The sequence below is a fragment of the Rathayibacter sp. AY1D2 genome, assembly GCF_002932695.1.
GTDB lineage: Bacteria > Actinomycetota > Actinomycetes > Actinomycetales > Microbacteriaceae > Rathayibacter.
Genome location: NZ_PSVX01000032.1, coordinates 19,529 through 45,661, shown reverse-complemented (window position 1 = coordinate 45,661; position 26,133 = coordinate 19,529). Strand labels below are relative to the sequence as shown.

The window sequence follows — 26,133 nt, the reverse complement described above, 5'->3', positions numbered from 1 at the left end:
GCGGGTCGAGCGAGCCGTACGGGTCCTGGAACACCGGCTGCATGGAGCGCCGGAGCGCCAGCATGTCGCGGCCCTTGAGCTTCTCTGTCCGGCGACCGGACGTCGCAGCGCGAGCGCGTCCTCGAGCTGCTCGACCAGGTGTCCCTCCCGCGCGTGATCGCGAGCCGGTACCCGAACGAGCTCTCCGGCGGCCAGCGCCAGCGTGTGGCGATCGCCCGCGCGCTCGCGCTTAAGCCGGAGATCGTGGTGCTCGACGAGGCCGTGTCGGCTCTGGACGTCCTCGTCCAGGCGCAGATCCTCCGCCTCCTCGCCGACCTGCAGGCCGAGCTCGGGCTGACCTACCTGTTCATCACGCACGACCTGGCGGTGGTCCGCGTGATCGCCGACGACGTCTGCGTGATGCAGAAGGGCAGGATCGTCGAGCACGCCCCGACGGACACCGTGTTCGACTCGCCGCAGCAGGAGTACACCCGCGAGCTGCTCGACGCCATCCCCGGCGCCGGCATCGAGTTCGCGGTCTGACCGACCGTCACCTGGGCCCCGGCCCCGCCTGGAGCGCTCCTCGGAGCCCTCCGGAGCGGGGATCCGGGGCCCTTCGCCGTGCGGACGCCTCGCTGCGGTACGATGGATGGTCCCCCTTTTGCACGAGAACACGAGACGAGTCCGTATCCATGGCAAGTGCCACCCGCTCCGACCTGCGCAACGTCGCGATCGTCGCCCACGTCGACCATGGCAAGACCACGCTGGTCGACGCCATGCTCAAGCAGACGAACTCCTTCGACGCGCACGCCCACGTGGACGAGCGCGCGATGGACTCCAACGAGCTCGAGCGCGAGAAGGGCATCACGATCCTCGCGAAGAACACCGCTGTCTCGTACAGCGGCAAGCACGCGAGCGACGGTCCCATCACCATCAACGTCATCGACACCCCGGGCCACGCCGACTTCGGCGGCGAGGTCGAGCGCGGCCTGTCGATGGTCGACGGCGTCTGCCTCCTCGTCGACGCGTCCGAGGGCCCGCTGCCCCAGACCCGCTTCGTGCTGCGCAAGGCGCTCGAGGCGAAGCTCCCCGTCATCCTCCTGGTCAACAAGACCGACCGCCCCGACGCGCGCATCGACGAGGTCGTCGCCGAGAGCCAGGACCTGCTCCTCGGCCTCGCCTCGGACATGGCCGACGACGTGCCGGACCTCGACCTCGACGCGATCCTCGACGTCCCCGTGGTCTACGCCTCCGGCAAGGCCGGTCGCGCCTCGGCGAACAAGCCCGAGGACGGCACGCTGCCGGACGCCGAGGACCTGGAGCCGCTGTTCGAGGCGATCCTCAAGCACATCCCCGCGCCGACCTACGACGACGACGCGCCCCTCCAGGCCCACGTCACCAACCTCGACGCGTCGCCGTTCCTCGGCCGCCTCGCCCTCCTCCGCGTCTTCAACGGCACGATCAAGAAGGGGCAGACGGTCGCCTGGGTCCACCACGACGGCACCCACACCAACGCGCGCATCACCGAGCTGCTGATCACCAAGGCGCTCGACCGCTACCCGGCCGAGTCCGCGGGCCCCGGCGACATCGTCGCGATCGCGGGCTTCCCCGAGATCACCATCGGCGAGACCATCGCCGACCCCGAGGACATCCGCCCGCTGCCGGCCATCACGGTCGACGACCCGGCGATCTCGATGACGATCGGCACCAACACCTCGCCGCTCGTCGGCAAGGTCAAGGGCCACAAGCTCACGGCGCGCATGGTCAAGGACCGACTCGACCGCGAGCTCATCGGAAACGTGTCGCTCAAGATCGTCGACATCGGACGCCCCGACTCGTGGGAGGTCCAGGGCCGCGGCGAGCTCGCGCTGGCCATCCTCGTCGAGCAGATGCGCCGCGAGGGCTACGAGCTGACCGTCGGCAAGCCCCAGGTGGTCACCCGCCAGGTCGACGGCAAGACGCACGAGCCCTTCGAGCACCTGACGATCGACGCTCCGGAGGAGTACCTCGGCGCGATCACGCAGCTCCTCGCCGCCCGCAAGGGCCGCATGGACGGCATGTCGAACCACGGCACCGGCTGGGTCCGCATGGAGTTCATCGTCCCGTCGCGCGGCCTGATCGGCTTCCGCACCGAGTTCCTCACCACCACCCGCGGCACCGGCATCGCGAACGCGATCCTGCACGGCTACGAGCCGTGGGCCGGCGCGATCGTCACCCGCAACAACGGGTCGATCGTCGCGGACCGCAACGGCGTCGTCACCCCGTTCGCCATCATCGCGCTCCAGGAGCGGATGACCTTCTTCGTGAACCCCACCGAGGAGGTCTACGAGGGCATGGTGATCGGCGAGAACTCGCGCAACGACGACATGGACGTCAACATCACCAAGGAGAAGAAGCTGACCAACATGCGTCAGTCCACCTCCGACACCTTCGAGTCGATGACGCCGTCGCGTCAGCTGACGCTCGAGGAGTGCCTCGAGTTCGCCCGCGAGGACGAGTGCGTCGAGGTCACCCCCGAGGTCGTCCGCATCCGCAAGGTGGAGCTCGATGCTAACGCCCGCGCGCGCATGACGAGCCGCCTCAAGAAGCAGGGCTGAGCCCCGGGCGCCTCGGCGCCCGCCTACGACGAGACCGGCCGGAGCGATGCTCCGGCCGGTCTCGTCGTCTCCGCCCGGTGCTGCAGCGTGCAGCGCCGATCCCGTCCCTCGCGGTCCGGATCAGCCCGCCGGACTCGGAGAGGGAGAGGGGGTCGAGGACTCCGCCTCGAGCGTCGAGGTGACGAAGGAGACGAACGCCGCCGCGTCGTCCGGCTTCCCCGTGTACTGCTCGCCGTTCACCAGCACGGTGGGCGTCGACTCGAGCGTCGGCAGCGAGGAGTTCGCGAGGGGGAGCGAGGTGGCCCGCTCGGTCGCGGCCTTCACCCAGGGCCGGAACTCGCCCGCGGTCATGCAGGCGAGGACGTCGTCGTCGGTGACGCCCGCTCCGGTCACCAGCGCCCGCAGAGCGTCGTCGTCGAGGCCCGTCGTCCCCTCCGCCGGCTGCTGCGCGAAGAGCGCCGCGTTCACGGCGAGGAAGCGGTCCGGATCCTCGTCGGCGACGCACGCCGCGGCGTTCGCGGCCCGGCTGGAGTACTCGGAGCCGGCCGAGGAGGAGTCGAGGATCGCCACCGGGTGGATCTCGAGCGTGATCGCCCCCTTCGTCAACCACGACTGCAGCTGCTCGGCGTTCGCCTTCTCGAACTGCCCGCAGTACGGGCAGAGGTAGTCGACGTAGAGGTCGACGGCGACGACTCCGCCCGCCCGCGTGGCGCTCTCGTCGGTCGGGACGGGGGAGGCTCCCGGAGCGATCGCCGCGGTCGTCGTCGCCGTCACGGCCGAGCCGTCGCCCGCGAGGACGATGCCGTCGCTGAGCATGTTCGCCGGGCCGGCGCTCGCGACCTCCTGCTGCGACCAGACGTTCCAGCAGACCAGGGCCACGACCGCGAGGAGCCCGACGACCGCTCCGCCCTGCCCGAGCAGCCGGTTCCGGCGCCGCCGGCGCCTCTCGGCTTCGCGGCGCTCCCGCGCCTGCGCTCGGGCGAGCTCCTGGCGCTCGCGCTTGGTCAGGCCGCTTCTCGCACTGTTCCCGGACATCGCCGACGACGCTACGGGCGCAGGCTCCGGCGCGCCGTGGAGTGCGCCCGCCGGATCCTGGGACGGAGTGCGGGTCCTCTCAGGGATCAGGCGAAGAGGCCGGAGCCGAGGAAGTCGGTCTCGTCGCGAGCACCGGGCGGCACCGCGAACACGGCCGAGCCGACGTGCTTCACGTACTCGTTCAGCGCGTCCGTCGCGAGGTTCCGCTGCACGGTGACGAACTGCTCCGGGGAGCGCTGGAACGAGAGGAAGAACAGCCCGGCGTTCAGGCGTCCGAGCTCGTCGTTGCCGTCGACGAAGTTGTAGCCGCGCCGCAGGAGCCGCACTCCGTTGTTCACGCTCGGGTGCGCGAGGCGCACGTGCGACTCCTGATCGATCAGCGGGGCACCGGTGGCGCCGGCCGCTGCGAAGTCGGGCTCGGTGGACTCCGTGCCGCCCGAGAGCGGGGCTCCGGACCCCTTGCTGCGGCCGATGACCCGCTCCTGCTCGCCCAGCTGGCTGCGGTCCCACGTCTCGATGATCATCCGGATCTTCCGCGCGACCAGGTAGCTGCCGCCGACCATCCACGCGGGGCCGTCGGAGGAGGGGACCCAGACGTGCTCTTCTACGGCGTCGGCCTCCTCGGACTTCACGTTCGCCGTGCCGTCCTTGAAGCCGAACAGGTTGCGCGGAGTCGCCTGGGCGGTGGACGTCGAGGAGGTGCGGCCGAAGCCGAGCTGCGACCAGCGGAGCGAGGCCCGGCCGAACGCGATCCGGCTCAGGTTGCGGATGGCGTGCACGGCGACCTGCGGATCGTCGGCGCAGGCCTGGATGCAGAGGTCGCCGCCGCCGGCCGACGGGACGAGCGCGTCGCCGCGGAAGCGGGGCAGGGCCTGCAGCTGCGGAGGCCGGCGGTCGGCGAGGCCGAAGCGGTCGGCGCCGGACTCGTCCGTGAAGAGGGTGGGTCCGAAGCCGACCGTGACGGTGAGCGACGCGGCGTCGAGCCCGAGCGCCTCCCCGGTGTCCTCCGGGGGAGCCGTGTCCGGCCCGTCCACCGCGCCGGTCTCGCCGACCTCGAGGCCCTGGGTCATCCGCGAGGCGGCGAGCGTCCAGTCCTTCAGGAGCTCGACGAGGTCCTCGCGCGTGGTGCCCGCGGCGAGGTCGAACGCGGCGAAGTGCAGCCGGTCCTGCGCGGCGGTGGTGATGCCCGCCTGGTTCGCGCCGAAGAACGGCACGGTGCGCGGGGCGGAGGAGGCCGTCGCGCTCGCGGACGACGTGACGGCCACCGTGCCGCCCACTCCGGCGGCCAGCCCGGCCGTCCCCGCCGAGACGAGGCCGAGCAGCCCGCGCCGCGAGAGGCGGCGTGGCTCGTCGGCGGGCTGCTCGGAATCCGTCGGCCGGGCTCCCTCGAGCTGCTCGGCGCCCACTACGCGGCCGGCTCCTCGACGCCCAGCACCGTGTGAGTCAGCTGCGAGAGCGGCTCGGAGAGAGCGTTGACCGCATCCGAGAGCTCCTTCTTCTGCTCCGCGGTGACGGTGGAGTACGCGGCGAAGCCGGAGTCGATCGAGCCGTACTGCGCGAGCAGGGCGTCGAGCTCGGAGAACCGCTGCGTGATCCGTCCGGTGAGGTCGGCGCCCTCGTCGCCGCTGGCGGTCGCGATCGGCTCGACGTTGCCGAACGCCACCTCCGCGCCCTGGACGTTCGCGGCGAAGTCGGTGAGGTCGGTGCTCGACCACCAGTCCTCCTCGCCCGTGATCTTGCCGGCCGCGACCTCGTCGAGCAGGCCGATGGCGCCGTTGGAGATGTCGCCCACCGAGACGGTGAAGCCGGGCGCGTTCACGAGGTCGGCCAGGCTCTGCACGTCGTCGACGAGGCCCTGGCCGAACTGCGCGCGCTGCTCGGGGGTGGAGGGCGCCCAGTCGAGGAGCGCGCTCGTGCCGTCGGAGTTGAGCGCACCCTCCGCGGGGGCCCACAGGTCCTTCTCGATGCGGTGGAAGCCGGTCCAGTCCAGGCCCTCGGCGACGGCGTCGACCTCGCGGTAGTCGATGCGCGGGTCGAGGTCGCCGAACGCCTCCGCGGTCGGCTCGATCCGCTCGTAGAAGACGCGGGTCGACGCGAAGAGGCCGCGCGCCTTCTCGTCGTCGCCGGCCTCGTAGGCCTGCGCGAACTCGGCGACCGCGGGGAGCAGCTCGCCCACCTGCGACTTCACGTACGCCACGTAGTTGGTGACCGCCGCCTCCGTCGCCGCCTTCTCGTCCGCCGACTGCGCGGTGGCCTCACCGGTCACGGTGAACTCGCTCAGCCCGACCGGGGCGCCGACCTGCTGGAACTTGCAGGCGGTGTAGTAGGTGCCCGGCTCGAGCTGAGCGACGTAGGAGACGCTCTGGCCCGGGGTCACGTTCTCCTTCTCGCCCACGATCCGCAGCTTGTCCTCGGCCAGGATCTCGAACTCGTTGACGTCCGAGCCGCCGTTGGTCAGTGAGAACGTCACCGCTCCCGCCTCGGCGGTCGCCGTCGACACCTCGCAGGCGTCGTCCCTGATCGCGACGTCGAGCGCGGCGGAGGAGGAGGACGCGGGGGTGTTCGGCACGCAGCCCGTGAGGATCAGCGCCAGGGCGCCGGCGCCGACGAGGCCGAGGGTGACGCGGGGGAGGGTGGGACGAGCGCGCGAGGACATGCTTCTCCTGGATCGGGGCGAGTGCGCCGGCGGTGCCGGAGCGGGTCAGACGGAGGTGGGAGCGGGAGCGGCGACCGGGGCCGCGCTGCCCCGTCGCGGACCGCGCAGGCGGACCTGGCGGACGAACAGGGCGCCGACGACGACGAGGTAGAGCAGCCAGGCGGCGAACTGCAGAGCGGTCGGCTCGGGCGTGTAGTTGAAGAGGCCGCCGACCACGGCGGTCACGGGCGGCGGGAGGATCGGGCCGAGCGAGAACAGCGGGGTGCCCCAGCCGGGCAGGAGCGACGCCTCCTGCAGGTCGCCGACGCCGTAGGAGAGGACGCCGGCCGCGACGAGGATGAGGAAGCCGCCCGTCCAGGTGAAGAAGCGCCCGAGGTCGATCCGGACGAAGCCCCGGAAGATCAGGTACGCGATGACGACCGAGCTGAGGATGCCCAGCATCGCGCCGACCGTGCCGACCCACGCGCTGGATCCCGACCCCGCAGTGCTCGAGGACACGCTCGCCCAGACGAAGAGCGCCGTCTCGATGCCCTCGCGGCCGACGCTGATGAAGCCGAGGACCACGATGCCGAGGGCCGACCCCGCGACGGCGCCGTCGAGCCGGGACTCGAGGTCGCCCTTCATGCTGCGGGCGTTCGCGCCCATCCAGAAGATCATCCAGGTGACCAGGCCGACCGCGAGGATCGAGAGGCCGCCGCCGATGAGCTCCTGAGCCTGGAACGACAGGGTCGAGGGGCCCCAAGTGAGGATCGCACCGGTGACGAGCGAGATCGCGATCGCGGCGGCGATGCCGGTCCAGAGCCGCGGCAGCACGTCGCGCCGGCCGAGCTTGGTCAGGTAGGCCACGAGGATGCCGACCACGAGGCCGGCTTCGAGGCCTTCGCGGAGGCCGATGAGGTAGTTTGCGAGCACGCGTGTTCTCTTGGTCGATGGTGGACGAGGAGGGGGCGACTCCCGCCCCGAGTCGATCCGGTCGGCGGGGCTCCGTTGTTCGGTAAGCCTTGCCTAACCCGGGTCGACTGTAGTCCGCTGCCCGGTCGCTGTCCAGAAGCGCCCGCAGCGGAGGCCGCGCAGGACGAGAGGCGGAGAGTGGACGCGGGCCGGGACGCAGCAGCGGAGCGGGTGGTGGCGGTGCACGCCCACCCCGACGACGAGACGATCACCATGGGCGGGACCCTGGCGCAGCTGGTGGCGCAGGGCGCCTCCGTCACCGTCGTCACCGCCACGCGGGGCGAGTGCGGCGAGGTCATCCCCGAGGACCTCGCTCCGCTCGAGGGCTCGGCCGAGCTGGCCGCGCATCGGACGACCGAGCTCGTCGTCGCCCTGACGGCCCTCGGCGTCGCCGACCACCGCTTCCTCGGCGAGGCGGGCGCCCGCGCACCCGGCCTCGCTCCGCGCGTCTACCGGGACTCCGGCATGCAGTGGGGACCCGGCCGCGTCCCGGTGCCGCTCGAGCCGGTGCATCCCGCGTCCTTCACCGCCGCGTCCGAGGACGAGGAGGTGGCCGATCTCGTCGCTGTCCTGCGGCAGGTCGACGCGGGCGTCGTGCTGTCGTACGACGCGGGCGGCGGCTACGGCCACCCGGACCACGTCCGCACCGCCCGGGTCGCCGAGCGCGCCGCCGAGCGCCTGGGCCTGCGCTTCCTCGCCGTCCTCCCCGACGCGGCCCCGCCCCTCCCCGGGGACGTCGTGATCGAGCTGTCCGCCGAGGACCACGCCCGCAAGCGCGCGGCCCTCGAGGCGCACGCGACGCAGCTGGTGGTCGAGGGCGACGAGGCCCGGCTCTCGAGCGGTCCGCCGTTCCCCATCGGCCGCATCGAGCGCTTCCGCCCGGTCGCGCAGGCGGGCCGTCCGGCGCCGCTGCCGGAGGAGCGTCCGACGCTCGGATCGCGTGTGCTGTCGGGCGTCGCCGGAGTCCTGGTCGGCGCGGTGGTCGGGGCGATCACGACCGTCGCCCATCAGAGCACCGTGTCGGTCGGCGGTGTCGTCCTCCCGGTCGGCCTCGCCGCCTCCCTCGCCGGCGTGCTGCTGCTCCTGCTCGGGCTGCGCCTCGTGCTCATCGACCGGTTCGTCGCGTTCTGCACCGCGATGGGCCTGCTCGGGATGATCGGGCTGCTCGCCCTGCGCAGCACCGGCGGATCCGTCCTCGTCCCGGCGAACGGCCTCGGCGTGGCCTGGACCTTCCTCCCCGCCCTCATCGCCCTCGTCGTGATCGCGTGGCCGCGGCTGCGGGCGGCCGCTCCCGCCGCCGCCCCGCGGCCCGCGGACGCCGACGCCCCGTCGGCCCCCGTACGATAGAGACACTGTTCGAAGGGACCTGGAGCACCGTGACCTACGTGATCGCACTTCCGTGCGTCGATGTCAAAGACCGCGCCTGCATCGACGAGTGCCCGGTCGACTGCATCTACGAAGGCGAGCGCTCGCTCTACATCCACCCGGACGAGTGCGTGGACTGCGGTGCCTGCGAGCCGGTCTGCCCCGTCGAGGCGATCTACTACGAGGACGACCTCCCCGAGGAGTGGTCCGACTACTACAAGGCCAACGTCGAGTTCTTCGACGAGATCGGCTCCCCGGGCGGAGCCGCCAAGGTCGGCGCGATCGCGAAGGACCACCCGGTCATCGCGGCGCTGCCTCCGCAGAGCCACTGAGGCCGCTCCCGTGGCCCTCGGCGCGCTGCCCGACTACCCCTGGGACCTGATGGCGCCCTTCGCCCGCACGGCGGCGGAGCACCCCGGCGGGATCGTCGACCTGTCGATCGGCTCGCCGGTGGACCCGACGCCCGCCCCGATCCGCGACGCGCTCGCCCGCGCGACGGACTCGCACGCGTACCCCACTATCGTGGGCACCCCCGCTCTGCGCGAGGCGATCGCCGCCTGGTACGCGCGGCGGCGCGGAGTCGAGGGCCTCGGGATCGACGAGGTCCTGCCGACGATCGGCTCCAAGGAGCTCGTCGCCTGGCTACCCTTCCTCCTCGGACTCGGGGAGGGGGACGTGGTCGTGCATCCGCGCGCCGCCTACCCGACGTACGCGATGGGCGCGGCGATCGCCGGCGCCGAGGCGCTCGCCTCCGACGACCCCGCCGAGTGGCCCGCGACGACACGCCTGGTCTGGCTCAACTCTCCCGGCAACCCCGACGGCGCCGTGCTCGACGTGCCCGCCCTGCAGCGCGCCGTCGCGCGTGCCCGTGAGCTGGGCGCCGTGATCGCGGGGGACGAGTGCTACGCCGAGCTCGGCTGGGACGGCCGCTGGGCCGACGAGCCGATCCCGAGCGTCCTCGACCCGCGCGTGGTGGGGGAGGACCGCACCGGGGTCCTCGGCGTCTATTCGCTGAGCAAGCAGTCGAACCTCGCCGGCTACCGCGCCGCCTTCGTCGCCGGGGACGCGGCCCTGATCGCGCGCCTGGTGACCGTCCGCAAGCACGCGGGCATGATCGTGCCCGGTCCGCTGCAGGAGGCGATGATCGTCGCCCTCGCCGACGACGAGCACGTCGCCGCGCAGAAGGAACGCTACCGCTCCCGCCGCGACCGCCTCCGGCCCGCCCTCGAGTCCGCGGGCTTCCGGATCGACCGCAGCGAGGCCGGCCTCTACCTGTGGGCGACCGAGGGCCGCCCGGCCTGGGAGTCCATCGACCGGCTCGCCCGCCTCGGCGTCCTCGCGGGCCCCGGCGTCTTCTACGGGGAGGGCTTCCCCGAGCACGTGCGCCTCTCGCTGACGGCCTCCGACGAGCGGATCGACGCGGCCGTCGAGCGCCTGTCCGGCGGCCTCTGAGGCGCTCGACCCGGCCGATCCTGGCGGGTTCCGACAAGGCCCCGGCCCCAGCGCTGGGCGATGTCACAGTGCCCCCGCTTTGCCCATAGGCTGTATGTGGTTCGGTCGACGGCGCCTCGCGAGGCCCCGGCTGCACCACGATCCAGACCCGGCGCCGCCCGCTCCGCGCGAGCGCTTCCGGGGTGCGACCGCGACGACCTGGGAGGCGTTGTGACCGAATCCGGCACGCAGAGCGACGGAACCGCGACGGTGGGCTCCACGGAGCCCGCGACCGGGAGCGCCACGACGCCGCCTCCCGCGCCGGCGGAGCAGGAGCTCCCCGAGAAGGTCACGCTCACCTTCGGCGACCGCACCGCGGACTTCCCGGTCCTGCGCAGCGTCGACGGCTCCTCGAGCATCGACTTCTCGACCCTGTCGAAGCAGACCGGCTTCATGTCGCTCGACTACGGCTTCGTGAACACGGCGGCGACCAAGTCGCAGATCACCTACATCGACGGCGACCAGGGGATCCTCCGCTACCGCGGCTACCCGATCGAGGAGGTGGCCACCAACGCGACCTACCTCGAGGTGGCCTGGCTCCTCATCTACGGCGAGCTGCCGACGGCCGACGAGCTCGCGGGCTTCGACGAGCGCATCCGCCGCCACACGCTCCTCCACGAGGACCTCAAGCGCTTCTTCGACGCGCTCCCGCACAGCGCGCACCCCATGTCGGTGCTCTCGGCCGGGGTCTCGGCCCTGTCGACGTACTACGAGGACAGCTCCAACCCTAAGGATCCGGAGGCGGTGGAGCTCACCACGATCCGCCTCCTGGCGAAGCTGCCCGTGATGGCGGCGTACGCCCACAAGAAGGCGATCGGCCAGGCGTTCCTCTACCCGGACAACTCGCTGAGCTTCGTCGACAACTTCCTCCGCCTCAACTTCGGAACGATGGCCGAGCAGTACCAGGTCGACCCGGTGCTCTCGAAGGCGCTCGACCGCCTCCTGATCCTCCACGAGGACCACGAGCAGAACGCGTCGACGTCGACCGTCCGCCTCGTCGGCTCCACCGAGGCGAACCTCTACGCCTCCGTCTCGGCAGGAATCAACGCCCTGTTCGGCCCTCTGCACGGCGGAGCGAACGAGGCGGTGCTCACCATGCTCGGCCGGATCCGCGAGTCGGGCGAGAGCGTGTCGACGTTCGTCGAGCGGGTGAAGAACAAGGAGGAGGGCGTGCGCCTGATGGGCTTCGGCCACCGGGTGTACAAGAACTACGACCCGCGCGCGAAGCTGGTCAAGGAGAGCGCCTCCGAGGTCCTGCAGGCCCTCGGCGTGAAGGACCCGCTGCTCGACATCGCGATGGAGCTCGAGGCCCTCGCGCTCGAGGACGACTACTTCAAGGAGCGGCGCCTCTACCCGAACGTCGACTTCTACACGGGCGTCATCTACAAGGCGATGGGCTTCCCGACCCGGATGTTCACCGTGCTCTTCGCGATCGGCCGCCTGCCCGGCTGGATCGCCCACTGGCGTGAGATGAACACCGACAAGCAGACCAAGATCGGCCGCCCGCAGCAGCTCTACATGGGCTCGCCCGAGCGCCACTGGCCGAACGACCGCTGACCGGTCCCCGAGAGCCCGTCCCCGCCGGGGGCGGGCTCTCGCCGTGCGGCGCATCCGCCTCTCGTCGGCCGTCCGAGGCTCGAACCGCTTCTTCGAGGCGGGACGCAGAGCGGCGTGGTCGCCGCGGACTCGATCAGCACGGTTCGTCCCGGGGTGCCGCCTGCTGGGCCCGGCGGCGCCGGACGCCCGTCCTCAGGCGTGCAGGGCGGCGTTCAGCTCGATGCCGGCGCCGGTGCGGGGGAGGACCTCGACGGCCCCGGTGAGGGAGTTGCGGCGGAAGAGCAGGTTCGGCACGCCCGAGAGCTGCACGGCCTTCACGGTCTGCGGGGCGCCGTCGGCGCGCGGCGCTCCGCCGACCACGACGACCTTGGTGCCGGCGGTCACGTAGAGGCCGGCCTCGACGACGGTGTCGTCGCCGAGGGAGATGCCGATGCCCGAGTTCGCACCCAGCAGGGCCCGCGCGCCGATCGAGACGCGCTGCACTCCTCCGCCCGAGAGGGTGCCCATGATGGAGGCGCCGCCGCCGATGTCCGAGCCGTCGCCGACCACGACGCCCTGCGAGATGCGCCCCTCGACCATCGAGCTGCCGAGGGTCCCGGCGTTGAAGTTGACGAAGCCCTCGTGCATCACCGTCGTGCCGGGTGCCAGATGCGCCCCGAGGCGGACGCGCGAGGTGTCCGCGATGCGCACCTTCGCCGGGGTGACGTAGTCGGTCAGACGCGGGAACTTGTCGATGCCGGTGGCCTGGATGCCGTGGCGCCGGAGCGAGGGGCGCAGGCGGGTGAACGACTTCGGCGAGACCGGACCGGCGTTCGTCCACACCACGTTCGGCAGGTGGGCGAAGACGCCGTCGAGGTTCACCTCGTTCGGGCGGACCAGGAGGTGCGAGAGCAGGTGCAGCCGCAGGTAGGCGTCGGACGTGGAGGCGGGCGGCGCCTGCACGTCGATCTGCAGCGTGACCACGTCGATGCGGACCTCGCGGCGCGGATCCTCGCCGGCCTGCTCCTCGAACTCCGCCGGCACGATCCAGGGGTCGCGGCCGGCCGGGATGGTGCCGAGGCGGGGCTCCGGGAACCAGGTGTCGAGGACGGTGCCGTCGTCGGCCACGGTGGCGAGCCCGTATCCCCAGGCGGAGGCGGGCGCGGAGGAGTCTGCGGAGTGCTCGAGGGTCATGCCGATCAGGGTAGCGCGGAGCGTCCGGCCGCTACCCTGGGGCGCATGGCCGATCCGACCACCGCCCCTCCGCTCGATCTGCGCACCGATCCGGTCGCCCTGACGCGGATCCTCTGCGACATCCCGTCCGTCTCGGGCGACGAGCTCGAGATCGCGGACGCGGTGCAGTGGGCGCTCGAGCAGTACGACCACCTCGAGGTCATCCGCGACGGCCACACCGTCGTGGCGCGGACGAACCTCGGCCTCGCCCAGCGCGTCGTGATCGCCGGGCACCTCGACACGGTGCCGGTCAACGGCAACCTGCCCGTCGTCGCCGAGACGATCGACGGCGTCGAGCATCTGGTCGGCCGCGGGACCGTCGACATGAAGGCCGGAGTGGCGGTGCAGCTCGTCCTCGCCGCCGAGCTCTCCGATCCGGCCGTCGACATCACCTGGATGTGGTATGACAACGAGGAGGTCGCAGCGGATCTCAACGGCCTCGGCCGGCTCTCCCGGCACCGCCCCGACCTCTTCTCCGCCGACTTCGCCGTGCTCGGCGAGCCGACGAGCGGAGCAGTGGAGGGCGGCTGCAACGGGACGCTCCGGGTCGACGTGGTCACCCGCGGCGTCCGCGCCCACTCCGCCCGCAGCTGGGTCGGCGAGAACGCGATCCACGCGGCGGCGCCGATCCTCGACCGCCTCGCCGCCTACGTACCGCGCGAGGTCGAGGTCGAGGGCCTCGTGTACCGCGAGGGCGTCAACGCCGTGCGCGTCACCGGCGGGGTCGCGGGCAACGTGATCCCGGACCTCTGCACGGTGCAGGTCAACTACCGCTTCGCCCCCGACCGGTCCGGGGAGGAGGCGCTCGCCCACCTCGAGGAGCTCTTCGAGGGGTTCGAGGTGAGGGTGGACGATCTGGCCGAGGGCGCCCGCCCGGGGCTGGACGCACCTCTGGCCCAGGCCTTCCTCGCGGCCGTCGGAGCCGAGGCGAAGCCCAAGTACGGCTGGACCGACGTCGCGCGGTTCTCCGCCATGGGCATCCCGGCTGTCAACTACGGACCGGGCGACCCGCTCCGGGCCCACGCCGACGACGAGCGCGTGGCGGTGCACGAGATCACCGAGTGCGCCGAGGGCCTCCGCCGCTGGCTGACCGCGTCCTCGTGAGCGCGAGCGCCACGGCCGTCCCCGTCCGACTCCGCCTCCGCCTGCGCCTGGTCCCGTGGTGGGCGCGGGTCCTCCTGGTGTACATCGCGACCCGCGTGGTCACGACGGTGATCCTGCTGCAGTTCGCCGCGCACCAGCTCGCGAACCCGTGGACCGGACCCTCCCCGTCCTACTCGGCCTTCGCGTCGATGTGGGACGGCCGCTGGTACGAGATCATCGCGGCCACCGGGTACCCCGGCTTCCTGCCGATCACGCAGGACGGCCACGTGGGGGAGAACGCCTGGGCCTTCATGCCGCTCTACCCGGGCGTCGTGAAGGCGCTGATGGCGCTCACCGGCTTCACCTGGGCTCCGGCCGCCGTGACCGTCTCCGTCCTGTGCGGAGCCGGAGCCTGCCTCGTCCTGTACCGCCTCTTCCGGCACTCCCTCGGCGAGTCGCAGTCGCTGACGGCGGTGCTGCTGTTCTGCGTGGCGCCGACCTCGCCGCTGATGCAGCTCGCCTACGCGGAGTCGATGGCGATGCTGCTGACCGCGGTCACGCTCCTCCTCCTGGTGCGGCGGCGCTGGCTCGCTGTCGTGCCCGTCGTGCTGCTGCTGGGCCTGACGCGGCCGAGCGGGCTCGCCTTCGCCGCCGCGCTCGGCCTGTACGTCGTCTACCGGTTCGTCCGGCGCCGCACGGAGCCGTTCCCGCGGTCGGAGTGGCTGCCGGCCGTGGGCCTGACGGCGTGGGGGCTCGTGGTCGGCTTCCTCTGGCCCGCCGTGGCGTGGGTCGTCACCGGGTCGATGACCGCGTACACCGACACCGAGCTGGCGTGGCGTGCGGTCTACATCGGCTACCAGGAGCTGCTCCCGCTGACTCCGTGGTTCCAGGGCGGCGCCTGGTGGGGCTCGTGGTGGTTCGGTGCTCCGGCCGTCGGCGTCGTGCTGGTGGTGCTCCTCCTGGCGGCGTTCGTCGGGATCCTCGCCGCACCGTGGACACGGCGGCTCGATCTCTTCAGCCGGGCCTGGGTCGCCGGGTACGGCGTCTACCTGCTGGCGTTCTTCTTCCCGCAGTCGAGCACCTTCCGGCTGCTGAGCCCGATGTTCCCGCTCGTCGGAGCGCTGGCGGTGCCGCGCTCGCCGGTCTTCCGCGTCGCGCTGGTCCTGCTCGGGATCGGCGGCCAGGTCGTCTGGATCTCGATCTGCTGGGCCGTCGCCGGATCGGACTGGACTCCGCCGTGATCGTGCCGCGCGCCCGCCCGGCGCGGTGCTCCTCCGGGGACTCCCGACTCCCGCACGGGTATGCTCGTCGGAATGTCTCCCCTCACGCCAGCCGGTGAGCCGCGACACGCGTCGCCCCTCCTCCGGCCGACCCGCCGGCGAGCCGCGGCGACACCCGCCCGCTCCCCGCTGACGACCGCCTCCTCGACGGACCGCGGGCCGCTCGCGTGAGCGCCACCGCGATCGCGCCGGAGACGGAGGACGCCTCTCCGTCCCGCTCCCGCTGGGGTCTGCTCCGGAGGATCCCGTGGTGGATCCAGGTGCTCCTGGTCTTCGCCGTGTCGCGGGTCGTCACGACCGTGATCATGCTCCGGGTCGGCGCCGTGCGTCAGGGCGTCGAGTGGACGGGACTCCGCGACACCTACGTCCGGTTCGCGACGACGTGGGACGGCGGCTGGTACGAGCGGATCGGGATGACGGGGTACCCGTCGGTCCTGCCGCTCTCGCCGTCCGGAGCCGTGGAGCAGAACCCCTGGGCGTTCATGCCCGTCTACCCGTTCACCGTCCGCGGCCTGATGAACATCACCGGGCTCGACTGGGCGAACGCGGCGGTGCTCGTCGCCCTGGTCTGCAGTGCAGCGGCGTGCCTGGTGATCTACCGGCTGTTCCGCGTCTCGCTCAGCGAGGGCCAGGCGCTGATGGGGATCGTCTTCTTCTGCGTCGCTCCGACGTCCCCGATCCTGCAGATCGGCTACGCGGAGTCCGGCGGCATCCTCCTGACGGCCGTGCTGCTCCTCCTGCTGGTGCGCCGCAAGTGGATCTGGACGTTCCCCGTCGTGCTGGTCGTGGGGCTCCTGCGCCCGAGCGGCCTCGCGATCGCGGCGATGACGGGCCTCTACTTCCTCTACCGCGTCTGGCGCCACGTGCACGGCACCGAGCCGTTCGCCCGCCGGGAGTTCGCCTTCACGGTCGCCCTCACGGTCTGGTCCCTCGCGGTGGGCTTCGCCTGGCTGCTCATCGCCTGGGCCGTGACCGGCTCCTTCACCGCCTACACCGACACCGAGCTCGCCTGGCGCAGCGTCTTCATCGGCGAGGGCGAGCTCATCCCCTTCACCTCCTGGTTCGCCGGTGGAGGCTGGTGGGGAGGCCTCTGGTTCGGCTCGCCGATCACGGGCATGGGCATCACCGTCGTGGTGGTGCTCGGATTCCTGGCGATCCTGTTCTCGCGGGCCACGCGCAGCCTCGACGTCTTCTCGCGGCTCTGGGTCGGCGGCTACGCGATCTACCTCTTCGCGTTCTTCTACCCGCAGTCGAGCACGTTCCGCATCCTGATGCCGATGTTCCCGCTGGCCGGGGCGCTCGCGGTGCCGCGGTCGACTCTCCTGAGGGTGTTCGTGGTGGCCGCATCGATCGTCGGGCAGATCGTCTGGGTGCTGCTGTGCTGGGTGTTCACCCCGGGCGACTGGTCCCCGCCGTGATCGGCTGACGCCCGACTTCCGGGCGCGGTTCGGAACACCCCCGCGGATGCACGATAATAGGGGGATACGTCACGAAAGGGGAACTCTATGGCGGCCATGAAGCCGAGGACCGGAGACGGACCGATGGAGGCTGTTAAGGAGGGCCGACTCATCGTCGTGCGCGTTCCGCTCGAAGGAGGCGGACGCCTCGTCGTCTCGGTCAACGATGCAGAGGCGAAAGAGCTGCACGACGCGCTCGCGTCGGTGGTGTCTCCCGCCTGATCCGCACCGTCGTGAACGCCCGTCGCACACCGTGCGGCGGGCGTTCCGTCTTTCCTCGGTCGGCCGCGCTCGTCAGGCGCGGCGCTTGTTGGCCTGCAGCAGGCCGTCGCCGATCGGCGAGAGCACGCTGACCACGGCGGGGGAGGCGCAGACCTCGGCCACCAGCGTGCGGAACGCCGTCGCGATCTCGTCGCGCTGCGCGGGGTTGGCCACGCGTCCGCGCCAGAGCGCGTGGGGGACGAGGACCGTCCCGCCCGGACGGACGAGCCGCAGCGCGTGCTCGACGTTCTCGATGACCTGCAGCGGATCGCCGTCGACGAAGACGATGTCGTAGGAGTTCTCGTTCATCCGGGGCAGCACCTCGAGGGCGCGGCCCGGGATGAGCCGCAGCCGGTTGGGCGAGATGCCCGCCTCGTGGAACTGGGCGCGCGCGTGCTGCTGGTGCACCGCCTCGGAGTCGATCGAGGTGAGCATGGCCTCGGGGGCGCCGTCGAGCAGCCACAGGCCGCTCACTCCGGTGCCGGTGCCGATCTCGATGATGGAGGTCGCGCGCGCCGCGGCGGCGACCAGCGCGGCCTGCGCGCCGATCGAGGGGGAGACGGCGTCGATGCCCAGCTCGACCGAGAGCCGGCGGGCCGAGGCGATGGCCTCCGACTCGACGACCGCGTCCTCGGCGTACTTCCAGTTGGCATCCTTGTCGGACACGGGGGCGCTCCTCTGATCGGTGCACCGGGCGGATCGCGCCCGGGCATCGTCAGGGTACGGTGGCGCGCGGGCTCCGCGAGGGAGGCGCGGCGGGTTAGTGTTGTCCTCGTGTTCGGTCTGACGTTCGACAAGCTCCTCATCATCGGGGTCATCGCCGTCTTCGTGCTGGGTCCCGACCGCCTCCCGCACTACGCCGCCCAGCTCGGGCAGCTCGTGCGCAAGGTGCGCGGATTCGCCACGCAGGCCCGGGAGCGCGTCAAGGACGAGATGGGCGACGAGTTCAACGACGTCGACTGGAAGAAGCTCGACCCGCGCCAGTACGATCCCCGCCGCATCATCCGCGACGCCCTGCTCGAGGACGATCCGGCCCCCACCGTGAAGCCGCCCACCGCTGTCGCCGCTCCGGTCGTGCCGGGCGGCACCGGCTCCGCGCAGGACAGCTACTACACGACGATGCAGCGCTCCGTCTCGTCCGGCACGCTCTCGAGCGTCGCGCCGCCGCCGATCGACTCCGAGGCCACCTGAGCCCTGCTCCGCGAGGAGCGCCGGGCGGGCGTCCCGACCGACGCCGTCCGCACCAAGCCGCGCGGAGGCGTCAGCCGACGGCGAGCGGAAGCCGACGGCCGATCAGTCCCCGCGGCCGCGCGGCGAGCGTCGCTGCCAGGGCGTCGATCGCCCGGGCAGCAGGATCCTCCGGATCGCCGACGACGACGGGCACGCCCTCATCGCCCCCCGCCCGCAGCGCGACGGAGATCGGCAGCGACGCGAGCAGCGGCACCTCGTCGCCCGCCGCGGTGAGCCGACGCGCGACCTCGGCGCCGCCTCCGCTGCCGAAGAGCTCCAGCACCGAGCCGTCGGGCTGGGGGAGTCCGGACATGTTCTCGACCACTCCGACGATGCGCTGACCCGACTGGCGGGCGAGCGCGCCGCTGCGCTCGGCCACGTCGGCGGCCGCCGGCTGCGGTGTGGTGACGATGAGGACCTCCGCATGCGGGAGCAGCTGCCCGATGGAGATCGCCACGTCCCCCGTGCCGGGAGGCAGGTCGAGCAGGAGCACGTCGAGGTCGCCGAAGTACACGTCGGTGAGGAACTGGGAGATCGTGCGGTGCAGCATGGGCCCGCGCCAGGAGACGGCCGCCCCGCGGGTGTCGCCCTCGAGGAACATCCCGATCGAGATGACCTTCACGCCGTACGCCACCGGCGGCAGCATCAGCTCGCCGACGCGGGTGGGCCCCGCGACGCGCCCGTCGTGCATCAAGCCGAGCAGGCCGGGGATGGAGAAGCCGTGCACGTCGGCGTCCACGAGGCCGACCGCGAGACCCCGCTGAGCGAGGGCGACCGCGAGGTTGGCGGTGACGGTCGACTTGCCGACGCCGCCCTTGCCGCTGGTGACCGCGTACACGCGGGTGAGCGAGTCCGGGCCGAAGGGCATGCTCCGGCGGCCGCCCTGGAGGCGCTCGGTGAGGGCGGTGCGCTGCGCCGACGTCATGACTCCGACCACGACGTCGACCGCCGTGACTCCGGGAGCCGAGGCCGCGGCCTCGCGCACGTCACGCTCGATCGCGGAGGCGGCCGGGCAGCCGACGATGGTCAGTCGGATCGTGACGCGGACCGCTCCGTCGACGGCCGCCTCGACCGACTCGAGCATGTCGAGCTCGGTGATGGGCTTCCGGATCTCCGGATCGACGACGCGGGCCAGCGCCGTCCTGACGGCGGTCTCGATGGCGGCGACGTCAGGCATCGCGCCGCTCGGGCTCCTGCGCCCGATCCTTCTCGAGCTCCTCGAGCAGTCCGCGCAGCTCCGAGCGGATGAAGTCCTTGCTCGCCATGTCGCGGATCGCCAGGCGCAGGGCCACGACCTCGCGCGCGAGGTACTCGGTGTCCGCGAGGTTGCGCTCGGCCCGCTGCCGGTCCTGCTCGATCTGGACGCGGTCGCGGTCGTCCTGGCGGTTCTGCGCGAGCAGCAGCAGCGGCGCGGCGTAGGAGGCCTGCAGCGAGAGGATCAGCGTCAGCACCGTGAAGCCGAGAGCCTGCGAGTCGAAGCGCGCGTCCGCGGGCCCGTAGGTGTTGAACATCAGCCAGAAGACGCAGAAGATCGTCATGCCGACCAGGAACCACGGCGTGCCCATGCCGCGGGCGAACGACTCGGTCAGGCGGCCGAAGCGGTCGCTGCTCGGGCGGTTCCGCCGCGAGAGGACGCGGGTGCGCAAGCCCTTGGGAGCGTCCAGGCGCCGGTCCTGCTTGGTGTCCCTAGCCACGCGCGCCCCTCCGTCCCCGTCGTGTCCTGCCTGTCGCCGCGGGTGCCGGCGGCACGAGCGGGACGCCCTGCGTCGCCGTCGTCACCGGCTTCCTCGGTTCGTCGTCGTCGCCGTGGCTGCGCCAGTCGTCGGGGAGGAGGTAGTCGAGGACGTCGTCGATGGTCACGACGCCGACGAGGCGGTGGGACGCGTCGACGACGGGCACCGAGACGAGGTTGTAGCTGGCCAGGATCCGGGCGACCTCGGCCGCCGAGGTCTCGGGCGTGATCGGGTCCATGCTCTGGTCGAGCAGGGTGCCGAGGCGCTCGTGCGGCGGGTAGCGGAGCATTCGCTGGAAGTGCACCATGCCGAGGAAGCGGCCGGTCGGCGGCTCGTAGGGCGGCAGCGTGACGCAGACGGCGGCGCCGAGGGCCGGGGCGAGCTCGTGGCGGCGGATGAGGGCGAGACCCTCGGCGACGGTCGCCTCGGAGGAGACGATGATCGGCTCCGTGGTCATCAGACCGCCGGCGGACTCCGGAGCGTAGGTGAGGAGCATGCGGACGTCGTCCGCCTCCTCGGGCTCCATCAGCTCCAGGAGCGCCTCGCCGCGCTCCTCCGAGAGCTGGGCGATCAGGTCGGCCGCGTCGTCCGGCTGCATCTGGTCGAGGACGTCGGCGGCGCGGTCGTCGTCGAGCCGGCCGAGGATCTCGACCTGCTCGCTCTCGGGCATCTCCTCGAGCACGTCCGCGAGGCGGTCGTCCGAGAGCTCGCCGGCGACCTCGAGCATCCGCTGCTGCGGCAGGTCGAGGAGCGTGCTGGCGAGGTCGGCGGGCTTGAGCTCGGAGAGGCTGGCGACGTACTGCTCGGCGGACTGCGCCTCGGTCGAGACGCTCTCGCGGACCTCGCGCCAGCCGGCGAAGGCGGTCGCGCCCTTGGCGAAGGGGGAGGGGCTGGTCTTGGGCCGGCGGACGAAGAGCTGCGCGAGCTCCCACTCGCCGGGAGCGGCCTCCTCGATCGCGACGTCCTCGACGACCGCGTCACCGGAGCCGTCCACGAAGCTCACCCGGCGGCCGAGGAGCTCGGCGATGACGCGGACCTCGCCGCCCCGCTGCTCGAAGCGGCGCACGTTGATCAGCCCGGTGGTGATGATCTGGCCGCTGCCGATGCTGGTGACCCGGCCGATCGACACGAAGACGCGACGGCGCCCGGGGATCTCGACCACCAGGCCGACCACCCGCGGGGCGTCGTTCTGCCGGTAGACCAGGAGCACGTCACGGACCTTGCCGACGCGATCGCCGGCCGGGTCGAAGACACTGCATCCGGCCAAGCGCGCGACGAAGACTCTGGCGGAACTCACGGCTACAAACCTAGTCCCGTGCAGCCGGGCGGACGCCGAGCGTTCCCGGCTCGCCCTCGGCCGGTTCTCCGAATCCGTTCAGAGACCTTCAAGTGGCCTGTGCGATTCTGTCCGGGTGACTCAGCAGACGCCGTTCAGCGGCCGAGGGCCGGCCTTCCCCACGATCCCGCGCGGGGAGATCCTCGCCACGTTCGACACGTACCAGGAGGCGCAGGCCGCCGTCGACGTGCTCGCCCGCGCCGACTTCCCGGTGCGCCAGCTCGCCATCATCGGCAATGAGCTCAAGAGCGTCGAGCGGGTGACCGGCAAGCTCACCTGGGGCCGCGTCGCTCTCGCCGGAGCGGCCTCCGGCGCCTGGCTCGGCGTCTTCCTGGGCCTCCTGCTCATCATCTTCTCGCCGACGACGGAGCTCTCCTTCCTCATCGCGGCGGTCCTCCTCGGCGCCGGCTTCGGGATGCTCTTCGGGCTCGCCTCCTACGCCGTGAACCGCCGCCGTCGCGACTTCACCTCGACCATGCAGGTGATCGCGACCAGCTACTCCGTGCTCGTGGACCCCGAGGTGGTCAACCGCGCGCGCAACCTGCTCGACGGCGGCACCTCCCCGGCGGAGGCGCCGCAGACGGCCTGGGCTCCGCCGCCCGCCGCGGTCGGCGACCCGCAGCCGCAGCCCGTCCGCCCCGAGGACGACCCGCGCTGACGATCCTCCGCGAAGGCCCCCGGTCTGCCGGGGGCCTTCGTCGTTCCCGGGGCGGGGCGGCTCAGGCGGAGCCGACGGGCGGGAGGACGATGTCGACCGCGAGACCCCGGGGGGAGCGGTTGACCAGGGCGACCGTCCCGCCGGCCGAGAGCACGGTGGTGTGCACCAGGGCCAGTCCGAGACCGCTGCCGCCGGAGGCGAGGGTCCGGGAGTTGTCCGGGCGGGAGAAGCGGTCGAAGGCGACCGGGATGAAGGCGTCGGGCATCCCCGGTCCGTCGTCCGAGACGCTGAGCATCAGGCGCCCGTCCGACTGCGAGAGGGAGGCGACGATCATGCCGCCGCCGTTCATCGCCTGGATCGCGTTCCTCACGAGGTTGTCGATCACCCGGCCGAAGTCCTGGGACGCGACCGCGTAGAGCCGGGCCGGCTCGCGCTCGTCGATCTCGTAGTCGATCTCCACCCCCGACTCCGAGGCGAGCAGGCGGGTGCGGTCGACGGCGCCCACCAGCTCGTCGACGAGCTCGGCGAAGGGAGCGGTCGGGCGGACGGTGCGGCTCTCGATGCGCGAGATATCGAGCAGGGCGGACGCGAGGCGCACGAGCCGGTCGACGCTCTTCTGCGCGTCGAGGATGACCCGGTCGACCGCGACCGGATCGTCGACGCGGTGGTGGGCGATCTCGAGCTGCGCGGAGAGCGCGGCGAGGGGAGTGCGGAGCTCGTGGCTCGCATCCGACACCATCTGCTTCTCCCGGGCCAGCGATGCGGTCTGCTTGGTCAGGAACGCGTTCAGCGTCACCGCGAGCTCGTCGATCTCGTCGCGCGTGCCGACGACCGGGAGCTGGTCGCCCTGCCCGGGCTCGGCGGCGATGTGATCCGCGCGCGCCCGCATCCGGCGCACCGGGGCGAGGGCGGCGCCCGTCAGGATCCACGAGGCGAGCCCGAACGTGACGACGAGGAAGATCGCGGCGTAGACGAGCACGTGGGCGAAGTCGTCGAGGACGAGCTGCGACGCGGCCTGATCGCGGGCGGAGGCGACCTGCCAGACGCCGCGATCGCTCTCGATGGCCGTGAAGCGGACCAGGTAGCTGCCGTTCGCCGTCGTCACGTCGGCGTACCGGGGCGAGGTGTCGGCCGGCTCCTCCGCCAGAGCGCTGAGCACCTCGCCGCTCAGGCGCGAGGGCATGGTCGAGGTGCTGACGCTCCCGTCGGGCGCGAGGGCGAGGAACAGCTGACCCGTCGACGAGCCCTGCGTGCGCGGGACGTTGCCCGCCGAGATGTCGCGGCGGACCTCGTCCTCGATCGACATCAGGATCGTCCGCTCACTGCGGTCGACGATGCCGGTGACCACCTGGTAGAAGAGCAGCGCCGCGAGCGCGAAGAGGGCGGTCGCCACAGCGACCGTTCCCACGGTGATCCTCGCGCGGATCGAGAGCGCGCCGACCCGGCGGCGTGCCGTGCTCATCCGCGACACGGGCTACTCGACCGGGCGGAGGAAGTAGCCCTTGCCGCGGACGGTCACGATGCTGACGCCCGTGTCCTCGGTCGGGAGCTTCTTGCGCAGGTAGCTGACGTACTGGTCGACGATGTTGTTGTCGACGATCTCGCCGCCGCCCCAGATCTCGGAGAGGATCCGCTGGCGGGTCACCACGGAGCCGACGGGAGTGATGAGGAGCTTGAGGAGCTCGAGCTCCTTCGGGCTGACGTGGATGCGCGAGCCGTCGGCGGTGCGCCGGATGCTCGATCCGTCCACGGTGATGCGTCCGACGTCGATCGAGGTGGACATCAGCGACGGGCTGCGGCGCAGGAGGGCCCGGAGGCGCGCGTTGAGCTCGGTGAACGCGAACGGCTTGGTCAGGTAGTCGTCCGCTCCGGCGTCGAGCCCGAAGACGCGGTCCTCGATCGCGTCCCGCGCGGTCAGCAGCATGATCGGCGTGGGCCGGCCGAGCTCGCGGATCCGGCGGCAGATCTCGAAGCCCGACATCGCCGGGAGCATGACGTCCACGATGGCGGCCGAGAACTCGGCGTTGCTGAACGCGACGAGCGCGTCGATGCCGTTCGTGGTGAGCACGGCCTCGTAGCCGGCGTCTTCGAGGCCGCCGACGAGGGCCTCACCCATGGCTGGATCGTCTTCGACGACAAGGATCTTCACGCGCTCACCCTACGGCCCGGCCCTCAGGAGGACGCACTGCGCGGGCCGTGTGTCGATCGGATGCGGGATCGACCCATCCGATCGGCGCTGGGCGACGAATGAGGAGTGACAGACCGCTCGGGGGCGTGGCGGGAGAGGCGCGATCAGTGGCGCAATTCTACTCTTCTCCCCCCGTCGGCCTGATGATACTGTTCGCGAAGTTCACCTCTACCGTCACCCGAAGGCGGCACAAACATGCTCAATATTCTTTCCATCTGGGCGCGTCTCGCGCTGTCGGTCCTCCTGTGGATCGTCCTTCTCCCCGTCATGCTCGTCCTGCTGCCGTTCCGCACGGGCAGGAGCGCCTCGCTCCCCGCCCTGCGACCGGCGCCGGTTCCCGCACAGACGGTGGCGATCGACACCCGGAGCACCAGCGGCGCGTACTAGGCCCACTTCCCGGTCGTTCCGGGCCCGACGCTCCGCTCCCATGAGCTCCGGCGTCGTCCGCCCACCGATCCCCGACACCCGAACAGCCGTGCCTCTCTCCGCCAGGAGGGGCCGCGGCTGTTCGTCGTTCCCCGGGTCGATCCCGACTGACCGACAGATGTCGATTTCGGCTGCTCTCGATCGCGAGCCGCGTCAAGCCCTTCACAGAATCTCAGGGACTGGCAATGCAGTGCTCGCACATGGTTCACCGATCGGAAGGAACACGGATGCTTCGCGCCACGCTCGACATCGCTGGGATCCAGCTCGATTCGACCACGGGAGCCCCCGTGCGCCCCGACACCCCGGTCTCGGTGGTCGCGTCGGCGCCTCAGAGCCTGATCTCGCGGATGCTCGGACGCCGCCGCTGCGAAGCCTGCGGAGCGGCCTCGGCCCGTCGCCGCGACGGCTTCTGCTCGGCCGCCTGCGCCGGCACCTTCCACCTCTACGAGTGAGCCCGACCGGCCGAGTGCCGGTGGTGAACGTCCCGAAGGCCCGTGATCGACGATCGCGGGCCTTCGTGCTGTCCGGGGAGGGTCGGAGCGCCGGGTGAGGAGCGCCACGGTCGGACTCGGTCGCCCACCGGGTGACGCCGCTCGGTCCGTGGTGGAGGGGTGCGCCTCGAGGGGCGTCGAGCACCGGAGCTGAGCGCCCATGTGCGAGGGAGGAGAGCGGAGGACCGCGGATGTGCCCCCAGTAGGATTCGAACCTACGCCCCTGCCTCCGGAGGGCAGTGCTCTATCCCCTGAGCTATGGGGGCCAGGAGTGCCTGACCACATTAGCACCCGGGCGGGGCGGGCCCCGACGCCGGGAGCCGTCCTCGCGCATGCCACGATGGAGCCATGCTGCGCACTGTCTCCGCCTCGCTGGATCTGCGTCTGAACGGCCCGACCGACCTGATCTTCCTGGTGGCGGCGACGCCCACGGGCGACTCGTTCGAGGACTCCTTCACCGTCCGGCTCGACGGGCAGGACGTGCCGGTGCGGGAGTTCCCGGCGCGGCACGGCGCCCGCGTGCACCGCGTCGCGGGGAACGAGGGCGACCTGCGGGTCGAGTACCGGGCGCGGGTCGCCGGCCACGGCGCTCCGGACGAGCCGAGCGAGCTCGAGCTCGTCGAGTACCTGCGGCCGAGCCGGTACGCCGAGGCGGACGTGCTCGGAGGGATCGCCCGGCGCGAGTTCGGGCGGGCCCGGGGCTTCGAGGCGCTGACGGCCGTCGAGGAATGGGTGCACGGCCACCTGTCGTACGTCTACGGCTCGACGGTCGGCACCGGGGGAGCGGCGCAGGTCATCGAGAGCGGCCAGGGCGTGTGCCGGGACTTCGCGCACACGGTCGCCGGGCTGCTCCGCGCTCTCGACATCCCCGCTCGGGTGACAGCGGTCTACGCGCCGGGCCTCGAGCCGCGGGACTTCCACGCGGTCACGGAGGCCTGGGTCGGCGGCGCCTGGCACGTCGTGGACGCGACCCGGCTGGCTCCGCGCGGGTCGATGCTGCGCATCTCGTCCGGCCGGGACACGGCCGACACCGCGTTCCTCAGCAGCTACCTGACGGACCTGCGCCTGACCGGGATGAGCGTGGAGGCCGACTGCGACGCGGCGCTCGTCGACGACCACGTCTCGCCGGTGCGCCTGGGCTGACGCC

At 71.9% G+C, this 26,133-nt stretch carries 25 protein-coding genes, 1 tRNA gene and 1 pseudogene; 15 read left to right on the top strand and 12 right to left on the bottom strand.

Annotation, left to right across the window (positions count from 1 at the left end; translation table 11 throughout):
• Positions 1-114: 114 nt before the first annotated feature.
• Both C5D04_RS10035 and typA read left to right on the top strand, forming a co-directional pair.
• A pseudogene (locus tag C5D04_RS10035) lies at positions 115-522 on the top strand (ATP-binding cassette domain-containing protein); the annotation flags it as partial.
• Between the two features lie 149 nt (positions 523-671).
• Positions 672-2,576: a translational GTPase TypA gene (typA, locus tag C5D04_RS10030; protein WP_104222978.1), complete on the top strand. Its 1,905-nt coding sequence runs from the start codon at positions 672-674 to the stop codon at positions 2,574-2,576.
• Between the two features lie 120 nt (positions 2,577-2,696).
• Here typA and C5D04_RS10025 read toward each other — a convergent pair whose 3' ends face one another.
• The 4 genes from C5D04_RS10025 to efeU all read right to left on the bottom strand — a co-directional run bounded on the left by C5D04_RS10025 (position 2,697) and on the right by efeU (position 7,179).
• Positions 2,697-3,611 carry a thioredoxin domain-containing protein gene (locus tag C5D04_RS10025; protein WP_104249551.1) on the bottom strand — a complete coding sequence of 305 codons (915 nt, stop codon included), beginning with the start codon at positions 3,609-3,611 and terminating at the stop codon, positions 2,697-2,699.
• An 86-nt stretch (positions 3,612-3,697) separates the two neighbouring features.
• Positions 3,698-5,017 (bottom strand): iron uptake transporter deferrochelatase/peroxidase subunit, encoded by a 1,320-nt coding sequence (gene efeB, locus C5D04_RS10020; RefSeq protein ID WP_104347663.1) that lies wholly within the window; start codon positions 5,015-5,017, stop codon positions 3,698-3,700.
• Positions 5,017-6,267: an iron uptake system protein EfeO gene (efeO, locus tag C5D04_RS10015; protein WP_104347662.1), complete on the bottom strand. Its 1,251-nt coding sequence runs from the start codon at positions 6,265-6,267 to the stop codon at positions 5,017-5,019. Before efeO ends, efeB begins: the two co-directional genes overlap by 1 nt.
• A gap of 45 nt (positions 6,268-6,312) precedes the next feature.
• Positions 6,313-7,179, bottom strand: coding sequence for an iron uptake transporter permease EfeU (gene efeU, locus C5D04_RS10010; RefSeq protein WP_104225548.1), 867 nt, complete (start codon positions 7,177-7,179; stop codon positions 6,313-6,315).
• Positions 7,180-7,356: 177 nt separating this feature from the next.
• Here efeU and C5D04_RS10005 point away from each other — a divergent pair, with 177 nt between their 5' ends.
• The 4 genes from C5D04_RS10005 (at position 7,357) to C5D04_RS09990 (ending at position 11,631) form a co-directional block, all read left to right on the top strand.
• Positions 7,357-8,565, top strand: coding sequence for a PIG-L family deacetylase (locus C5D04_RS10005; protein ID WP_146085948.1), 1,209 nt, complete (start codon positions 7,357-7,359; stop codon positions 8,563-8,565).
• A gap of 29 nt (positions 8,566-8,594) precedes the next feature.
• Positions 8,595-8,915, top strand: a complete 321-nt coding sequence (fdxA, locus tag C5D04_RS10000; protein WP_104325332.1) for a ferredoxin — start codon at positions 8,595-8,597, stop codon at positions 8,913-8,915.
• 10 nt (positions 8,916-8,925) lie between these two features.
• Positions 8,926-10,035 carry a succinyldiaminopimelate transaminase gene (gene dapC, locus C5D04_RS09995; protein ID WP_104325331.1) on the top strand — a complete coding sequence of 370 codons (1,110 nt, stop codon included), beginning with the start codon at positions 8,926-8,928 and terminating at the stop codon, positions 10,033-10,035.
• 210 nt (positions 10,036-10,245) lie between these two features.
• Entirely contained in the window at positions 10,246-11,631 is a 1,386-nt protein-coding gene (locus C5D04_RS09990) for a citrate synthase (protein ID WP_258062828.1), read from the top strand.
• A 192-nt stretch (positions 11,632-11,823) separates the two neighbouring features.
• On the opposite strand, the gene dapD is transcribed toward C5D04_RS09990, so the two are convergent.
• Positions 11,824-12,804, bottom strand: a complete 981-nt coding sequence (gene dapD, locus C5D04_RS09985) for a 2,3,4,5-tetrahydropyridine-2,6-dicarboxylate N-succinyltransferase (protein ID WP_104291536.1) — start codon at positions 12,802-12,804, stop codon at positions 11,824-11,826.
• A gap of 45 nt (positions 12,805-12,849) precedes the next feature.
• On the opposite strand from dapD, the gene dapE reads away from it, so the two are divergent.
• From dapE to C5D04_RS09965, 4 genes are all read left to right on the top strand, one after another.
• A complete protein-coding gene (dapE, locus tag C5D04_RS09980; protein WP_104294987.1) occupies positions 12,850-13,947 on the top strand; it encodes a succinyl-diaminopimelate desuccinylase in 1,098 nt (365 codons plus the stop codon).
• Positions 13,944-15,167 carry a hypothetical protein gene (locus C5D04_RS09975; protein WP_258068885.1) on the top strand — a complete coding sequence of 408 codons (1,224 nt, stop codon included), beginning with the start codon at positions 13,944-13,946 and terminating at the stop codon, positions 15,165-15,167. Before dapE ends, C5D04_RS09975 begins: the two co-directional genes overlap by 4 nt.
• A 206-nt stretch (positions 15,168-15,373) precedes the next feature.
• Positions 15,374-16,624 (top strand): hypothetical protein, encoded by a 1,251-nt coding sequence (locus tag C5D04_RS09970; RefSeq protein ID WP_104294988.1) that lies wholly within the window; start codon positions 15,374-15,376, stop codon positions 16,622-16,624.
• A gap of 87 nt (positions 16,625-16,711) precedes the next feature.
• Positions 16,712-16,885 (top strand): DUF3117 domain-containing protein, encoded by a 174-nt coding sequence (locus C5D04_RS09965; protein ID WP_068208299.1) that lies wholly within the window; start codon positions 16,712-16,714, stop codon positions 16,883-16,885.
• A gap of 72 nt (positions 16,886-16,957) precedes the next feature.
• Here C5D04_RS09965 and C5D04_RS09960 read toward each other — a convergent pair whose 3' ends face one another.
• Positions 16,958-17,590, bottom strand: coding sequence for an O-methyltransferase (locus C5D04_RS09960; protein WP_104222989.1), 633 nt, complete (start codon positions 17,588-17,590; stop codon positions 16,958-16,960).
• A gap of 108 nt (positions 17,591-17,698) precedes the next feature.
• On the opposite strand from C5D04_RS09960, the gene C5D04_RS09955 reads away from it, so the two are divergent.
• Positions 17,699-18,115 carry a twin-arginine translocase TatA/TatE family subunit gene (locus tag C5D04_RS09955; RefSeq protein ID WP_146076468.1) on the top strand — a complete coding sequence of 139 codons (417 nt, stop codon included), beginning with the start codon at positions 17,699-17,701 and terminating at the stop codon, positions 18,113-18,115.
• Between the two features lie 70 nt (positions 18,116-18,185).
• Here the strand turns inward: C5D04_RS09955 and C5D04_RS09950 are convergent, their stop codons facing one another.
• From C5D04_RS09950 to C5D04_RS09940, 3 genes are read right to left on the bottom strand one after another with little or no spacing between them, the layout of a single operon-like run.
• Positions 18,186-19,331: an Mrp/NBP35 family ATP-binding protein gene (locus tag C5D04_RS09950; RefSeq protein WP_104291535.1), complete on the bottom strand. Its 1,146-nt coding sequence runs from the start codon at positions 19,329-19,331 to the stop codon at positions 18,186-18,188.
• Positions 19,324-19,848: a DUF1003 domain-containing protein gene (locus C5D04_RS09945; RefSeq protein ID WP_104222991.1), complete on the bottom strand. Its 525-nt coding sequence runs from the start codon at positions 19,846-19,848 to the stop codon at positions 19,324-19,326. Before C5D04_RS09945 ends, C5D04_RS09950 begins: the two co-directional genes overlap by 8 nt.
• Complete coding sequence (locus C5D04_RS09940) at positions 19,841-21,184, bottom strand: magnesium transporter MgtE N-terminal domain-containing protein (RefSeq protein ID WP_104225554.1); 1,344 nt, start codon at positions 21,182-21,184, stop codon at positions 19,841-19,843. The genes C5D04_RS09945 and C5D04_RS09940 overlap by 8 nt, the downstream gene beginning before the upstream one ends.
• Positions 21,185-21,299: 115 nt before the next feature.
• On the opposite strand from C5D04_RS09940, the gene C5D04_RS09935 reads away from it, so the two are divergent.
• On the top strand, positions 21,300-21,881 hold the full coding sequence (locus tag C5D04_RS09935; protein WP_258059272.1) for a general stress protein: 582 nt from the start codon (positions 21,300-21,302) through the stop codon (positions 21,879-21,881).
• 61 nt (positions 21,882-21,942) lie between these two features.
• Here the strand turns inward: C5D04_RS09935 and C5D04_RS09930 are convergent, their stop codons facing one another.
• Together C5D04_RS09930 and C5D04_RS09925 are read right to left on the bottom strand one after the other, a co-directional pair.
• On the bottom strand, positions 21,943-23,343 hold the full coding sequence (locus C5D04_RS09930) for a cell wall metabolism sensor histidine kinase WalK (protein WP_146086335.1): 1,401 nt from the start codon (positions 23,341-23,343) through the stop codon (positions 21,943-21,945).
• Between the two features lie 12 nt (positions 23,344-23,355).
• The gene (locus C5D04_RS09925; RefSeq protein WP_258059273.1) at positions 23,356-24,030 is read right to left on the bottom strand and encodes a response regulator transcription factor; all 675 of its coding nucleotides are present in this window, start codon (positions 24,028-24,030) and stop codon (positions 23,356-23,358) included.
• 234 nt (positions 24,031-24,264) lie between these two features.
• Between C5D04_RS09925 and C5D04_RS09920 the strand changes: the two genes are divergently transcribed.
• Together C5D04_RS09920 and C5D04_RS09915 are read left to right on the top strand one after the other, a co-directional pair.
• Positions 24,265-24,456 (top strand): hypothetical protein, encoded by a 192-nt coding sequence (locus C5D04_RS09920; protein ID WP_104232732.1) that lies wholly within the window; start codon positions 24,265-24,267, stop codon positions 24,454-24,456.
• A gap of 266 nt (positions 24,457-24,722) precedes the next feature.
• Positions 24,723-24,947: a hypothetical protein gene (locus C5D04_RS09915; protein WP_104262481.1), complete on the top strand. Its 225-nt coding sequence runs from the start codon at positions 24,723-24,725 to the stop codon at positions 24,945-24,947.
• 233 nt (positions 24,948-25,180) lie between these two features.
• Here the strand turns inward: C5D04_RS09915 and C5D04_RS09910 are convergent.
• A tRNA-Arg gene (locus C5D04_RS09910) sits at positions 25,181-25,252 on the bottom strand.
• A gap of 82 nt (positions 25,253-25,334) precedes the next feature.
• On the opposite strand from C5D04_RS09910, the gene C5D04_RS09905 reads away from it, so the two are divergent.
• Entirely contained in the window at positions 25,335-26,129 is a 795-nt protein-coding gene (locus C5D04_RS09905; RefSeq protein WP_104232730.1) for a transglutaminase family protein, read from the top strand.
• The last annotated feature ends 4 nt before the right edge of the window (positions 26,130-26,133 follow it).

Coding starts and splice junctions, on each gene's coding strand:
- C5D04_RS09915 (WP_104262481.1), top strand. CDS start 24,723: ATGCTTCGCGCCACGCTCGACATCGCTGGGATCCAGCTCGATTCGACC.
- dapE (WP_104294987.1), top strand. CDS start 12,850: ATGGCCGATCCGACCACCGCCCCTCCGCTCGATCTGCGCACCGATCCG.
- dapD (WP_104291536.1), bottom strand. CDS start 12,804: ATGACCCTCGAGCACTCCGCAGACTCCTCCGCGCCCGCCTCCGCCTGG.
- C5D04_RS09930 (WP_146086335.1), bottom strand. CDS start 23,343: ATGAGCACGGCACGCCGCCGGGTCGGCGCGCTCTCGATCCGCGCGAGG.
- C5D04_RS09965 (WP_068208299.1), top strand. CDS start 16,712: ATGGCGGCCATGAAGCCGAGGACCGGAGACGGACCGATGGAGGCTGTT.
- efeO (WP_104347662.1), bottom strand. CDS start 6,267: ATGTCCTCGCGCGCTCGTCCCACCCTCCCCCGCGTCACCCTCGGCCTC.
- C5D04_RS09905 (WP_104232730.1), top strand. CDS start 25,335: ATGCTGCGCACTGTCTCCGCCTCGCTGGATCTGCGTCTGAACGGCCCG.
- typA (WP_104222978.1), top strand. CDS start 672: ATGGCAAGTGCCACCCGCTCCGACCTGCGCAACGTCGCGATCGTCGCC.
- C5D04_RS10025 (WP_104249551.1), bottom strand. CDS start 3,611: ATGTCCGGGAACAGTGCGAGAAGCGGCCTGACCAAGCGCGAGCGCCAG.
- C5D04_RS09950 (WP_104291535.1), bottom strand. CDS start 19,331: ATGCCTGACGTCGCCGCCATCGAGACCGCCGTCAGGACGGCGCTGGCC.
- C5D04_RS09920 (WP_104232732.1), top strand. CDS start 24,265: ATGCTCAATATTCTTTCCATCTGGGCGCGTCTCGCGCTGTCGGTCCTC.